Source organism: Pseudomonas sp. B15(2017), assembly GCF_002113215.1.
Classification (GTDB): Bacteria; Pseudomonadota; Gammaproteobacteria; order Pseudomonadales; family Pseudomonadaceae; genus Aquipseudomonas.
This window is the reverse complement of sequence record NZ_NEJZ01000010.1, coordinates 166,430-179,590: the sequence shown is the minus strand read 5'-3', so window position 1 is coordinate 179,590 and position 13,161 is coordinate 166,430. Positions and strand designations below refer to the sequence as shown.

The 13,161-nt window shown below is 57.5% G+C and carries 9 protein-coding genes, 4 tRNA genes and 1 pseudogene; 12 read left to right on the top strand and 2 right to left on the bottom strand.

Annotation, left to right across the window (positions count from 1 at the left end):
• Positions 1-131: 131 nt before the first annotated feature.
• On the bottom strand, positions 132-986 hold the full coding sequence (gene folD, locus CAF73_RS16605) for a bifunctional methylenetetrahydrofolate dehydrogenase/methenyltetrahydrofolate cyclohydrolase FolD (RefSeq protein WP_011335038.1): 855 nt from the start codon (positions 984-986) through the stop codon (positions 132-134).
• A gap of 274 nt (positions 987-1,260) precedes the next feature.
• Here folD and CAF73_RS16600 point away from each other — a divergent pair.
• The 12 genes and pseudogenes from CAF73_RS16600 to CAF73_RS16550 all read left to right on the top strand — a co-directional run bounded on the left by CAF73_RS16600 (position 1,261) and on the right by CAF73_RS16550 (position 11,796).
• A tRNA-Arg gene (locus CAF73_RS16600) sits at positions 1,261-1,337 on the top strand.
• A gap of 32 nt (positions 1,338-1,369) precedes the next feature.
• Positions 1,370-1,445 (top strand) — tRNA-His (locus CAF73_RS16595).
• Positions 1,446-1,503: 58 nt separating this feature from the next.
• A tRNA-Leu gene (locus CAF73_RS16590) sits at positions 1,504-1,588 on the top strand.
• A 76-nt stretch (positions 1,589-1,664) separates the two neighbouring features.
• Positions 1,665-1,740: transfer RNA gene (locus tag CAF73_RS16585), tRNA-His, on the top strand.
• A gap of 399 nt (positions 1,741-2,139) precedes the next feature.
• Positions 2,140-3,450, top strand: coding sequence for a trigger factor (tig, locus tag CAF73_RS16580; RefSeq protein WP_085703277.1), 1,311 nt, complete (start codon positions 2,140-2,142; stop codon positions 3,448-3,450).
• A gap of 92 nt (positions 3,451-3,542) precedes the next feature.
• Entirely contained in the window at positions 3,543-4,178 is a 636-nt protein-coding gene (clpP, locus tag CAF73_RS16575; RefSeq protein ID WP_007951559.1) for an ATP-dependent Clp endopeptidase proteolytic subunit ClpP, read from the top strand.
• A gap of 113 nt (positions 4,179-4,291) precedes the next feature.
• Complete coding sequence (gene clpX, locus CAF73_RS16570) at positions 4,292-5,575, top strand: ATP-dependent Clp protease ATP-binding subunit ClpX (RefSeq protein ID WP_085699001.1); 1,284 nt, start codon at positions 4,292-4,294, stop codon at positions 5,573-5,575.
• Positions 5,576-5,738: 163 nt separating this feature from the next.
• Positions 5,739-8,135 (top strand): endopeptidase La, encoded by a 2,397-nt coding sequence (gene lon, locus CAF73_RS16565; protein ID WP_085690114.1) that lies wholly within the window; start codon positions 5,739-5,741, stop codon positions 8,133-8,135.
• 148 nt (positions 8,136-8,283) lie between these two features.
• A complete protein-coding gene (locus CAF73_RS16560; RefSeq protein ID WP_002552737.1) occupies positions 8,284-8,556 on the top strand; it encodes an HU family DNA-binding protein in 273 nt (90 codons plus the stop codon).
• A gap of 230 nt (positions 8,557-8,786) precedes the next feature.
• Positions 8,787-10,658, top strand: a complete 1,872-nt coding sequence (locus CAF73_RS16555; RefSeq protein WP_085703276.1) for a SurA N-terminal domain-containing protein — start codon at positions 8,787-8,789, stop codon at positions 10,656-10,658.
• Between the two features lie 77 nt (positions 10,659-10,735).
• Positions 10,736-10,834, top strand: a pseudogene (locus tag CAF73_RS30480) (LysR family transcriptional regulator); the annotation flags it as partial.
• Positions 10,835-10,926: 92 nt separating this feature from the next.
• Positions 10,927-11,796 carry a DUF2242 domain-containing protein gene (locus tag CAF73_RS16550; protein WP_085703275.1) on the top strand — a complete coding sequence of 290 codons (870 nt, stop codon included), beginning with the start codon at positions 10,927-10,929 and terminating at the stop codon, positions 11,794-11,796.
• Positions 11,797-12,117: 321 nt separating this feature from the next.
• Here CAF73_RS16550 and CAF73_RS16545 read toward each other — a convergent pair whose 3' ends face one another.
• Positions 12,118-13,158, bottom strand: coding sequence for an AraC family transcriptional regulator (locus tag CAF73_RS16545; RefSeq protein ID WP_085703274.1), 1,041 nt, complete (start codon positions 13,156-13,158; stop codon positions 12,118-12,120).
• Between the last annotated feature and the right edge of the window lie 3 nt (positions 13,159-13,161).

The following is a 13,161-nucleotide window of genomic DNA, read 5'->3' as shown; positions in this document are numbered from 1 at the left end:
TTGTTTGAGGCGCATGAAAAAGTCGTGAAAAGCCCTGTAAAAATAGGGGTTTCCGGCGAACGGTAAAGGTTTTTTCGAGGGCATGAAAAACCCCGCACGAGGCGGGGTTACAGGCAAGCTGAAAACACGACTCAGGCGTGCAGGGTTTCTGCTGCGTAGAGGGTATTTTCCAGCAGGCAGGCGCGGGTCATCGGACCGACGCCGCCCGGTACCGGGGTGATCCAGCCTGCGCGCGGCAGGGCGGTTTCGTACACGACATCACCGACCAGTTTGCCGTCTTCCTGACGGTTGATGCCGACGTCGATGACGATCGCGCCTTCCTTGATCCACTCGCCCTTGACCAGACCCGGCTTGCCGGCGGCCACGACCACCAGATCGGCGCGGCCGACGTGGCCGGCCAGATCCTTGGTGAAGCGGTGGGTGACGGTCACGGTGCAACCGGCCAGCAACAGTTCCATCGCCATCGGGCGACCGACGATGTTGGACGCGCCAACAACAACGGCGTCCATCCCGTACAGATCGGCGCCGGTGCTTTCCAGCAGGGTCATGATGCCCTTCGGGGTGCACGGGCGCAGGAGCGGAATGCGCTGGGCCAGGCGGCCGACGTTATAAGGATGGAAACCGTCGACATCCTTGTCCGGGCGGATGCGCTCCAGCAGTTTGGAAGCGTCCAGGTGCTCTGGCAGAGGGAGTTGAAGCAGAACGCCGTCGATTGCCGGGTCATCGTTCAGTCGATCGATCAGATCGGTCAGCGCTTCTTGAGTGGTTTCGGAAGGCAGGTCGTAGGCTTGAGAGAGGAAGCCGACCTCTTCACAGTCTTTACGCTTGTGCGAGACATAAACCTGAGAGGCAGGATCGCTGCCAACCAGGATCACCGCGAGGCCTGGCGTGCGCAGACCTTGCTGGCGACGTTCGGCAACCCGTTGGGCGATCTGCTGGCGCAGGCTGGCGGCGATCGATTTGCCGTCGATTAGTTGTGCAGTCATTGCGCGTGATTAACCATCGAGAGGGGAAAAAAAGAGAACGCATTCTCGCATGTCAAACGGTGAGGGCAAAGGCGCTTGGTCAGCAAATTCCCCTAAGCCCTTTAATTAAATGAATTTTTTTTAAAAAGGATTTGACGACCTTCGGGTCGCTCTATACTATTCGTCGCACTTGTCGGGCACAGCCTAGCACTGGTTAAGAAGGTCGAACGAAATTACGGTTTCGAATGACTGGAAAGCACTTAGTTTGTAGTCCTCCAAGGGTACAGCTAACAAGGCGCCCGTAGCTCAGCTGGATAGAGCATCCGCCTTCTAAGCGGATGGTCGCAGGTTCGAGTCCTGCCGGGTGCGCCATTAGGCAGCATTGGCACAAGTAGCGCGATATGGTGGGCGTAGCTCAGTTGGTAGAGCACGGGATTGTGACTCCCGTTGTCGTGGGTTCGATCCCCATCGTCCACCCCATATTTCGAAAGGCGCCAGATGTAACAGTCTGGCGCCTTTGCTTTAAAAAGCTTCATCCGCGGATGTGGTGGAATTGGTAGACACACTGGATTTAGGTTCCAGCGCCGCGAGGCGTAAGAGTTCGAGTCTCTTCATCCGCACCAATCAAAGCTTCATTCATGCCGTTGGCCGGATGAAGTTTTACAAAGAAGTTGTTTGGCTTCTTTGGCACGCAATATGGTGGGCGTAGCTCAGTTGGTAGAGCACGGGATTGTGACTCCCGTTGTCGTGGGTTCGATCCCCATCGTCCACCCCATATTCCGAAAGGCGCCAGATTTAACAGTCTGGCGCCTTTTTTGTTTTACGGTTTCGGATTTTCGCGGCTGCAGGTTTCGGGTCGCAGGGCAGGGTGCTTCGTCGTATTAATGTTGCTCGATGATGCGCGCTGCCTGCCGACCATGCTTGCGCGGTCGGCTGTCAGGGAGATGATTCAACCGCCTCTATATATAGAAGAGGTTGGTGCAGAGCCCTGGCTTGAATTGGCTGTATTTGCTAACAGGGCGAGGTGCAACCGTTTGTCCCCGCCTTCAAATGGCCTGCTGTTTTTTTACCCGTTTTCAGTAGGGTGACTTCTTGAGTTTGACCTACTAGAATGCTTGCCCTTGATTCTTGGGTCGGAAACGGCCGGCTAACGTCTGTGCAACGAGGAATATCCATGCAAGTTTCTGTTGAAAATACTACTGCTCTTGAGCGCCGCATGAGCATCACCGTGCCGGCTGAGCGCATCGAGACTCAGGTCAACAAGCGTCTGCAGCAGACTGCCCAGAAGGCCAAGATTGCTGGCTTCCGTCCAGGCAAAGTGCCAATGAGCGAAATCAAGCGCCGCTTCGGTGCTGATGCGCGCCAGGAAGCGATCGGTGACGTGATCCAGTCCTCCTTCTACGAAGCTGTGGTCGAGCAGAAGCTGAATCCGGCCGGTTCGCCGTCGATCGAGCCAAAGTCGCTCGAAGCTGGCAAGGACCTGGAATACGTAGCCGTATTCGAAGTTTTCCCTGAGTTCACCGTTGCCGGTTTCGAAAGCATCAACGTTGAGCGTCTGAGCGCTGAAGTGGCTGACGCCGATCTGGACAAGATGCTGGACATCCTGCGCAAGCAGAACACCCGTTTCGAAGTGGCTGAGCGTGCTGCCCAGAACGAAGACCAACTGAACATCGATTTCGTTGGCAAGGTCGACGGCGAAGTGTTCGCTGGCGGTTCCGCCAAGGGCACTCAGCTGGTGCTGGGTTCCGGTCGCATGATCCCTGGCTTCGAGGAAGGCCTCGTTGGCGCCAAGGCCGGTGAAGAGCGCGTTCTGAACCTGACCTTCCCAGAGGACTATCAGAACCTGGACCTGGCTGGCAAAACCGCCGAGTTCACCGTGACTGTCAACACCGTTTCCGAGCCAAAACTGCCAGAGCTGAACGAAGAGTTCTTCGCTCAATTCGGTATCAAGGAAAGCGGCATCGACGGTTTCCGCTCCGAAGTTCGCAAGAACATGGAGCGTGAACTGCGTCAGGCGATCAAATCCAAGGTCAAGAATCAGGTAATGGACGGTCTGCTGGCCACCAACCCGATCGAGGTGCCCAAGGCTCTGTTGTCCAACGAAGTTGACCGTCTGCGCGTGCAGGCTGTTCAGCAGTTCGGTGGCAACATCAAGCCTGACCAACTGCCTGCCGAGCTGTTCGAAGAACAAGCCAAGCGTCGCGTTGTACTGGGTCTGATCGTGGCTGAAGTGGTCAAGCAGTTCGAGCTGAAGCCAGACGAAGCCCGCGTTCGCGAAATGATTCAGGAAATGGCTTCGGCTTACCAGGAGCCTGAGCAGGTCGTGTCCTGGTACTACAAGAACGAGCAGCAACTGAACGAAGTCCGTTCGGTTGTGCTGGAAGAACAAGTTGTGGATACTGTTCTGCAGAAAGCTAGCGTGACCGACAAAGCGGTCTCTTACGAAGAAGCGGTCAAGCCGGTAGAAGCTCCAAAAGCCGACTGATTGTTTTTGCGTTAGAAGCACACACCATAAGCCAGCCTTCGAGCTGGCTTATGCGTATTCAAGACATGACTATTTGGGAGTGACTGCAGAGCATGTTCCGTAATTCCTATATTCAGCAGAACTCTGATATCCAGGCCGCCGGCGGCCTGGTCCCGATGGTTGTCGAGCAATCTGCTCGTGGCGAGCGCGCCTATGACATCTACTCGCGTCTTCTCAAGGAGCGAGTAATCTTTCTGGTGGGCCCTGTAGAGGACTACATGGCCAACCTGATTTGCGCGCAATTGCTGTTCCTTGAAGCGGAAAACCCGGACAAGGACATCCATCTTTATATCAACTCCCCGGGCGGTTCGGTGACAGCGGGCATGTCGATCTACGACACCATGCAGTTCATCAAGCCAAACGTATCGACTACCTGTATCGGTCAGGCGTGCAGCATGGGCGCGTTCCTGCTGACGGCCGGTGCACCTGGCAAGCGTTTCTGCCTGCCTAACTCGCGCGTGATGATTCACCAGCCACTGGGCGGTTTCCAGGGCCAGGCATCGGACATTGAAATCCATGCCAAGGAAATCCTCTTCATTCGCGAGCGTCTCAACACGCTGATGGCCAAGCACAGCGGCCGTACGCTTGAAGAAATCGAGCGCGACACCAACCGCGACAACTTCATGAGTGCAGAAGCTGCGAAGGAATACGGTCTGATCGACGAAGTGATCAACCAGCGCCCAGCTTAAAAACAAGCAGCTCAAAATAGGCTTGGTCGGCGCGTCTGATCAGCGGCGGGCTTGAAAAAGCCCGCAATAGCCTTCATCTTGTGTTGCAAGCCTATCGGATTTGGATCGAACGAATGACTGACACCCGCAACGGCGAGGACAACGGCAAGCTGCTCTATTGCTCCTTCTGTGGCAAAAGCCAGCATGAAGTGCGCAAATTGATTGCCGGCCCCTCGGTCTTTATCTGCGACGAGTGCGTCGACCTGTGCAATGACATCATCCGCGAGGAGGTGCAGGAAGCACAGGCCGAAAGCAGCGCGCATAAATTGCCTTCGCCTAAAGAAATCAGCGGCATCCTTGATCAGTATGTAATTGGTCAGGAGCGTGCCAAGAAGGTTCTGGCAGTAGCGGTGTACAACCACTACAAGCGTCTGAACCAGCGTGACAAAAAGGCTGACGACGTCGAACTCGGCAAGAGCAACATCCTGCTGATCGGCCCGACCGGCTCCGGTAAAACCCTGCTGGCCGAAACCCTGGCCCGCTTGCTGAACGTTCCGTTCACCATCGCCGACGCAACCACCCTCACCGAGGCGGGTTACGTGGGTGAAGACGTCGAGAACATCATTCAGAAGCTGCTGCAGAAGTGCGATTACGACGTAGAGAAAGCCCAGATGGGCATTGTCTACATCGACGAAATCGACAAGATTTCGCGCAAGTCCGACAACCCGTCGATCACCCGGGACGTTTCCGGTGAAGGCGTGCAGCAGGCCTTGCTCAAACTGATCGAAGGCACGGTCGCTTCGGTTCCGCCGCAAGGTGGCCGCAAGCATCCGCAGCAGGAATTCCTTCAGGTTGATACCCGCAACATCCTGTTCATCTGCGGTGGCGCATTCTCCGGTCTGGAGAAGGTCATTCAGAACCGTTCTACAAAGGGTGGCATCGGTTTCAACGCAGAAGTGCGCAGCAAGGAAGAAGGCAAGAAGGTGGGCGAGTCCCTGCGTGAAGTCGAGCCTGACGATCTGGTCAAGTTCGGTCTGATCCCGGAATTCGTCGGTCGTCTGCCGGTCCTGGCGACGCTGGACGAGCTGGATGAGGCTGCTTTGATGCAGATCCTCACCGAGCCGAAAAATGCCCTGACCAAACAGTATGCCAAGCTGTTCGAGATGGAAGGCGTGGATCTGGAATTCCGTTCCGACGCGCTGAAAGCAGTTGCCAAACGTGCCCTGGAACGTAAAACCGGTGCCCGTGGCCTGCGTTCGATTCTCGAAGGTGTACTGCTCGACACGATGTATGAAATCCCCTCGCAGTCCGAGGTGAGCAAAGTCGTGATCGATGAAAGCGTGATCGAAGGCAAGTCCAAACCACTGTATATCTACGAAAACAGTGAGCCGGCTGCCAAGGCTGCACCGGACGCGTAAGCGTCCGGTCTGCCGGAACAAAGAAGGGGCCTTCGGGCCTCTTTTTTTTTATGTCGTTTTTTACACCCCCTTTACGCTTGTTTTTTTTCAAGTCAGCCCCCATCTTGGTTTCAAGTTCAATTCCATCTGATTACGGCCATATGGCCGCCGTAGAGGCGAAATCATGAAGACCACCATCGAATTGCCTCTCCTGCCATTGCGTGATGTCGTTGTGTATCCGCACATGGTTATCCCGCTGTTCGTGGGGCGCGAGAAATCCATCGAAGCCCTCGAGGCCGCGATGACGGGCGACAAGCAGATCCTGCTGCTGGCCCAGAGAAACCCGGCTGACGACGATCCCGGTGAAGAAGCTCTCTATCGCGTAGGTACCATCGCCACAGTTCTGCAACTGCTGAAGCTGCCGGACGGCACCGTCAAGGTTCTGGTCGAAGGCGAGCAACGTGGCGCTGTCGAGCGCTTCAGCGAAGTCGATGGCCACTGTCGTGCCGAAGTCTCGTTGATCGACGAAGTCGACGCCGCCGAGCGTGAGTCCGAAGTGTTCGTGCGCAGCCTGCTGTCGCAGTTCGAACAATACGTGCAGCTGGGCAAGAAGGTCCCGGCTGAAGTCCTGTCGTCGCTCAACAGCATCGACGAGCCTGGCCGCCTGGTAGACACCATGGCCGCGCATATGGCACTGAAGATCGAGCAGAAGCAGGAAATCCTCGAAATCATCGATTTGTCGGCCCGGGTTGAGCACGTTCTGGCCCTGCTGGACGCCGAGATCGACCTGCTGCAAGTCGAAAAACGCATTCGTGGCCGCGTCAAAAAGCAAATGGAGCGCAGTCAGCGCGAGTACTACCTGAACGAGCAGATGAAGGCCATTCAGAAAGAGCTCGGCGACAGCGACGAAGGCCACAACGAAATCGAAGACCTGAAAAAGCGTATTGATGCTGCCGGTCTGCCGAAAGATGCCCTGGCCAAGGCCACTGCCGAGCTGAACAAGCTCAAGCAGATGTCGCCGATGTCTGCTGAAGCCACCGTGGTGCGCTCCTACATCGACTGGCTGGTTCAGGTGCCTTGGAAGGCTCAGAGCAAGGTGCGTCTGGACCTGGCCCGTGCCGAAGACATTCTCGACGCCGATCACTACGGCCTCGAAGAGGTCAAGGAACGCATCCTTGAATACCTCGCCGTGCAAAAACGCGTGAAGAAAATTCGCGGCCCGGTGTTGTGCCTGGTCGGTCCTCCAGGCGTGGGTAAAACCTCGCTGGCGGAGTCGATCGCTCATGCCACCAACCGCAAATTCGTGCGCATGGCTCTCGGTGGTGTGCGTGACGAAGCGGAAATCCGTGGTCACCGTCGGACTTATATCGGTTCGATGCCAGGAAGATTGATTCAAAAGATGACAAAAGTGGGTGTGCGCAACCCGCTGTTCCTGCTCGATGAAATCGACAAAATGGGCAGCGACATGCGTGGCGACCCGGCGTCGGCGCTGCTTGAGGTGCTCGATCCGGAACAGAACCACAACTTCAACGACCACTATCTGGAAGTCGATTACGACCTTTCGGACGTGATGTTCCTGTGCACCTCGAACTCGATGAACATCCCGCCAGCGCTGCTGGACCGGATGGAAGTGATCCGCCTGCCGGGTTACACCGAAGACGAGAAGATCAACATTGCGGTCAAGTACCTCTCGCCAAAGCAGATTGCAGCCAACGGCATGAAGAAGGGCGAGCTGGAATTCGACGAAGAAGCGATCCGCGACATCATCCGTTATTACACCCGCGAAGCCGGTGTGCGTGGCCTCGAGCGGCAGATTGCCAAGGTTTGCCGCAAGGCGGTCAAAGAGCACGCGCTGGAAAAACGCTTCTCGGTAAAAGTGACAGCTGACTTGCTGGAGCATTTCCTCGGTGTCCGCAAGTTCCGCTACGGTCTGGCCGAGCAGCAGGATCAGATCGGTCAAGTGACCGGCCTGGCCTGGACTCAGGTGGGTGGCGAACTGCTGACCATCGAAGCGGCTGTGGTGCCGGGTAAAGGTCAACTGATCAAGACCGGTTCGCTGGGTGACGTAATGGTCGAATCGATCACTGCGGCCCAGACCGTGGTGCGCAGCCGTGCCAAGAGCCTGGGCATTCCTCTGGACTTCCACGAGAAGCGCGACACTCACATTCACATGCCGGAAGGCGCTACGCCGAAAGACGGCCCGAGCGCCGGTGTAGGCATGTGTACTGCGCTGGTGTCGGCTTTGACGGGTATTCCTGTGCGAGCGGATGTCGCCATGACCGGCGAGATCACCCTGCGTGGTCAAGTTCTCGCCATCGGCGGTTTGAAAGAAAAACTGCTGGCCGCTCACCGTGGCGGAATCAAGACAGTGATTATTCCGGAAGAGAACGTGCGCGATCTGAAGGAGATTCCTGACAATATCAAGCAGGATCTGCAGATCAAACCAGTTAAATGGATTGACGAGGTCCTGCAAATTGCGCTGCAATACGCGCCGGAGCCCTTGCCGGATGTGGCTCCGGAGATAGTTGCCAAGGATGAAAAACGTGAGTCTGACTCTAAGGAAAGAATTAGCACGCATTAATACGCTTTTGCCTGGGGGGCTTCCTTGACAGCTTTTTAGAGCCCTTGTTATAAAGCGGCTCTTAAGTGTCTGTAGGCCATTCAGCACTCGTTTTTGCTTTCACCAAAAAACTTAGAATCATCTCAAAATAGATATAAGGGGACTTAGAGTGAACAAGTCGGAACTGATTGATGCTATCGCTGCATCCGCTGATATCCCGAAAGCTGCTGCTGGCCGTGCGCTGGACGCTGTAATCGAATCCGTCACTGGCGCTCTCAAGGCTGGCGACTCCGTTGTTCTGGTTGGCTTCGGTACTTTCTCCGTGACTGATCGTCCAGCTCGCATCGGTCGTAACCCACAGACCGGCAAGACTCTGGAAATCGCGGCAGCCAAGAAGCCAGGTTTCAAAGCCGGTAAAGCCCTGAAAGAAGCCGTCAACTAAGTTTGATTCAGGTTTTTACCCATCCGGGTCGGGGTCATGCCTGACTTGGCAGCGGAGCGGTAGAGCAGGCGGTTGGAATAGCCGCCTGTCACACCGGGATCGAGGGTTCGAGCCCTGTCCGCTCCGCCAGTTACGAGAAGGCGCATCCTCGGATGCGCCTTTCTTCTATCCGGATTCTACCCACGCTCCACGGTTGCCTAATTTGAAGTTCAACCGTTTCTGGGGGACGCATGCTGCAGAATATCAGGGACAATTCACAAGGCTGGATTGCCAAGACCATTATCGGAGTCATCGTTGCACTGATGGCTCTGACCGGTTTCGACGCCATTTTCCAGGCCACGACTCACAAGAATGAGGCGGCCAAGGTCAACGGTGAAGAAATCAGCCAGAACGAGCTGAGCCAGGCGGTGGATATGCAACGCCGTCAGCTGATGCAACAACTGGGCAAGGACTTCGACGCCTCCTTGCTGGACGAAAAAATGCTGCGCGAATCAGCCCTCAAGGGTTTGATCGATCGCAAGCTGCTGCTGCAAGGCGCGGAACAATCGAAATTCGCTTTCTCCGAAGCGGCCCTGGATCAAGTGATCCTGCAGACGCCTGAATTCCAGGTCGACGGCAAGTTCAGCTCCGACCGTTTCGATCAGGTGATCCGTCAACTGGGCTACACCCGCATGCAGTTCCGCCAGATGCTGGCTCAGGAAATGCTGATCGGCCAGTTGCGCGCCGGTGTGGCGGGCAGCGGTTTCGTGACCGACGCTCAAGTGCTGGCCTTCGCCCGTCTGGAAAAACAGACCCGCGATTTCGCCACGTTGAACATCAAGGCTGATCCTTCGGCCGTGAAGCTGACCGATGACGAGGTCAAGGCTTACTACGACGAGCACGCCAAGGAATTCATGACCCCGGATCAAGTGGTCATCGATTATCTGGAGCTGAAAAAGGCTTCGTTCTTCGATCAGGTCACCGTCAAGGACGAAGACCTGCAGGCGGCGTATCAGAAAGAGATCGCCAACCTGTCGGAACAGCGTCGTGCGGCGCACATTCTGATCGAAGTCAACGACAAGACCACCGAAGCTCAGGCCAAGGCGAAGATCGAAGAAATCCAGGCGCGTCTGGCCAAGGGCGAGAAATTCGAAGCGCTGGCCAAGGAGTTCTCGCAGGATCCGGGTTCGGCCAACAACGGTGGTGACCTCGGTTATGCCGGTCCTGGCGTTTACGATCCAGCCTTCGAGAAAGCCCTGTACTCGCTGAACAAGGATCAGGTTTCCGAGCCGGTTCGCACCGACTTCGGTTACCACCTGATCAAGCTGCTGGGTGTCGAGGCGCCTGAAGTGCCGACCCTGGCCAGCCTGAAAGACAAGCTGACCCGCGAGCTGAAAACCCAGCAAGTGGAGCAGCGTTTCGTCGAGGCGACCAAGCAACTGGAAGACTCTTCGTTCGAAGCATCCGACCTGGCCCAGCCAGCGCAGGAGCTGAAACTGACCGTGCACACCTCCAAGCCGTTCGGCCGTGAAGGTGGAGAAGGCGTTACAGCCAACCGTGCCGTCGTGACCGCCGCGTTCAGCACCGAAGTGCTGGAAGAGGGTGCCAACAGCACTGCCATTGAGCTGGATCCGGAAACCGTGATCGTGCTGCGTGCCAAGGAGCATCTGAAGCCTGCTCAATTGCCGCTGGAAAGCGTAGCCGCTGCCATTCGCACCCAGTTGACCAAAGAGCACGCCAGCGCGGCTGCCAAGACCAAGGCGGAGCAACTGATCGCCAGTCTGCGTGATGGCAAGACGCCGCTGGACAAGGCGGTGGACGGTCAGAACTGGAAGGTCACTGAAGCGGCGAACCGCGCTCAGGAAGGCGTTGATCCGGCGGTGCTGCAAGCGTTGTTCCGCATGCCGAAACCGTCCGCCAAGGACAAGCCGACCTTCACCAGCGTGACGCTGGCGGATGGCAGCCTGACCATCGTGCGTCTGAACGGCGTGAACGAAGCAGCGGCTCCGACCGATGAAGAGAAAGCGCAATACCGTCGCTTCCTCGCATCGCGTGTAGGCCAGCAAGACTTCGCGGCGTACCGCAAACAGCTGGAAAGCGAAGCCGACATCAAGCGTTTCTGATGCCTGGCTGAGCCGCAAGACCCGAGCCCCGGATGAAAATCCGGGGTTTTTTTATGCGCGCTGTTTCTGCCGCGGTCTGGGCCCTGTGGCGATCAAGCCGGGATGCAACCGCCAAATTGCGCGTGTTCGTCGATCATTTATCAGCGCGACTTTTTCCTGCGATTGAAGGTCGATAGAGTTGTAACTGTTTTAAGACACTAATCCATACGCCGCGGGGCAGCGATCTGTTGCACAATACGGCCCGGACCGTTTTCCCTCAGGATGTTCAATGTTGAATTCTATTCCCGTGCGTTTCATCGGGTTGGCGTTGTTGCTGACCGCCGCTGCCGGCTGTTCCAAGGACAAGCCTATCTACGAGCATGAGAATTTCGACGACTCCGGCACCTTTTCGCGCAATTACCCGGTGACCGACACCGCCAGTTGCGAAGCGGCCCGCCGAGCGTTGCTCAGCCAGGGCTACATCATTACCAGCAATGACCCGAAACTGGTCAGCGGGCACAAGAGCTTTCAGCAGACCGGCGAAACCCATCTGGAGATCAGCTTCAACGTGGTGTGCGCCGATGATGGCAGCGCCGGCCATCACGCCACCGTGTTCGCCAACGCCCTGCAGGACCGCTACGCGCTGAAGAAGACCAACAACTCGGCCAGCCTCGGTGTCGGCGTGCTGGGCTCGGTCTCGATGCCGATCGGCTCGTCTGACGACTCGATGGTCAAGGTCGCCAGCGAAACGGTGTCGTCGCAGAAGTTCTACGAGCGCTTCTTCACGTTGGTCGAGCTGTTCCTGCCGGCTGACGCAAAGAAGGCTGCGCACATCACCGAAAAACCGAAGACCGACCTGGGCGTCCCGGAAGCCAAAGCGACGCCAGCTCCATTGGCTCCAACCCCTGCGGCTGAACCGGCCCCGGCCCCGGCCCCAGCACCGGCGGCCGAGCCCGCTGCGGCACCGGCGCCAACGCCTGCGGAGGCAACCCCGGCCAGTTCCGAGCCGGTAGCACCGCCGGCCGAAGCCGCGCCGATCACCCCGGCACCGGTTGCCGAACCTGCGCCCGCGACGCAAACCATCACCCCTCCGGCCAACCCGACGGACATGCCGCCGCCCTCCGAGCCGATTCCAGCCATGCCTGCCTCCGGGCAGTGAACTTTACGCCACGTCTCCGACCTCTGTCGGACGCGTGGCGTTTTGTTGTCTCCCTTGAGCTTCTTCCTGCCAGTCCCGTCGAAAAAATTCCCGCGATAAATTCCTGACCGCCTGCTACGTTTATTTCATGAAGGACGCGTTTCATTTTTCCTTCACACGGGCACTTTATGCTCGAGGCACTGGTCATTTGTTCCAGGCCATTTCAAGCAAGCAGGTAGGGGGATTACGCAATGGATGACTATCAAGAAGAACTGCTCGAATTCCAGGCCTTTGAGCTGGATTCACCCGAGCCTGCGGAAGACGCCACCGAGCTGTGAGGCGTCAGCCTGTCTTGCGGTGACTGCGGCGAAATTCGCCCGGTGTCTGGCCGTTCCAGCGCTTGAAGGCGCGCTGGAAAGCTTCGGCCGAAGCAAACCCCAGCAGGTAGGCGATTTCACCGAATGCCAGTTCGGTGTCGCGGATGTAGGTCATCGCCAGATCACGGCGGGTGTCATTGAGGATCGCGCGAAACTGCGTGCCTTCCTCGGCCAGCTTTCGCCGTAACGTCCAGGTCGGCAGCTTCAGGCGTGCCGCCACTTCTTCCAGATCCGGTTCCCGGCCGCCATTGAGCAACGGCCCGAGCAATTGCGTGATGCGCTCACGCAGGCTGCGGGTGCGGGTCAATTGCTCCAGTTCCCGTTCACACAAACCGAGCAGATGTTTCCAGGTGCTGGGGCAATGCTCCGGGTTGCGTTGGGCCAGGCTGGTGAGGCTCAGGCGCAGTTGATTGTGTTCGGCGCCGAACTGGATCGGGCATTCGCCGAGCACCGTATAAGCGTCGCGGTAATCCGGGCTGTCGAATTCGATTTCGATCCGTTCGGCGCGCAGGGGCTCGGGGCTGACGCTGGACAACTGATGCAGCCAGCCGGCAATGATCGAATCCACCACAAAGCGGTTGTAGGCGTTGTACGGGCTGATCGAGTAGAACCGCAGCCATGCACCACTGGCGTCCTCGTGGAAACTCGACTGACCGCGATAGTTGGAGCCGTACAAGGGTTCGAAGCGAGTCAGACAACGAGCGGCTTCGCGTACCGTCGGGGCCTGCGCCGCGGTCACGCCGGCCAGCCCTGCCTGACTCAAGCGACTGAGCCCGCCCATGCGCAAACCCAGTGCCGGATCGCCGGTCAGCTGGATCGCGCCATGCCCCAGACGCATGTAGCGCGGGATCGACAGACGCGCCCCGGCTTCGGCCAGTCGTGCGGCATCCAGGCCGTACTGTTGGAGCAATGGCAACGGATCGACGCCATGGCTGCGCACGGCATCGGCCAGGCTGTGGACGAAGCCCACCGACAGATCCCCGAGACGCATCGGCAGCGGTTTCATGGT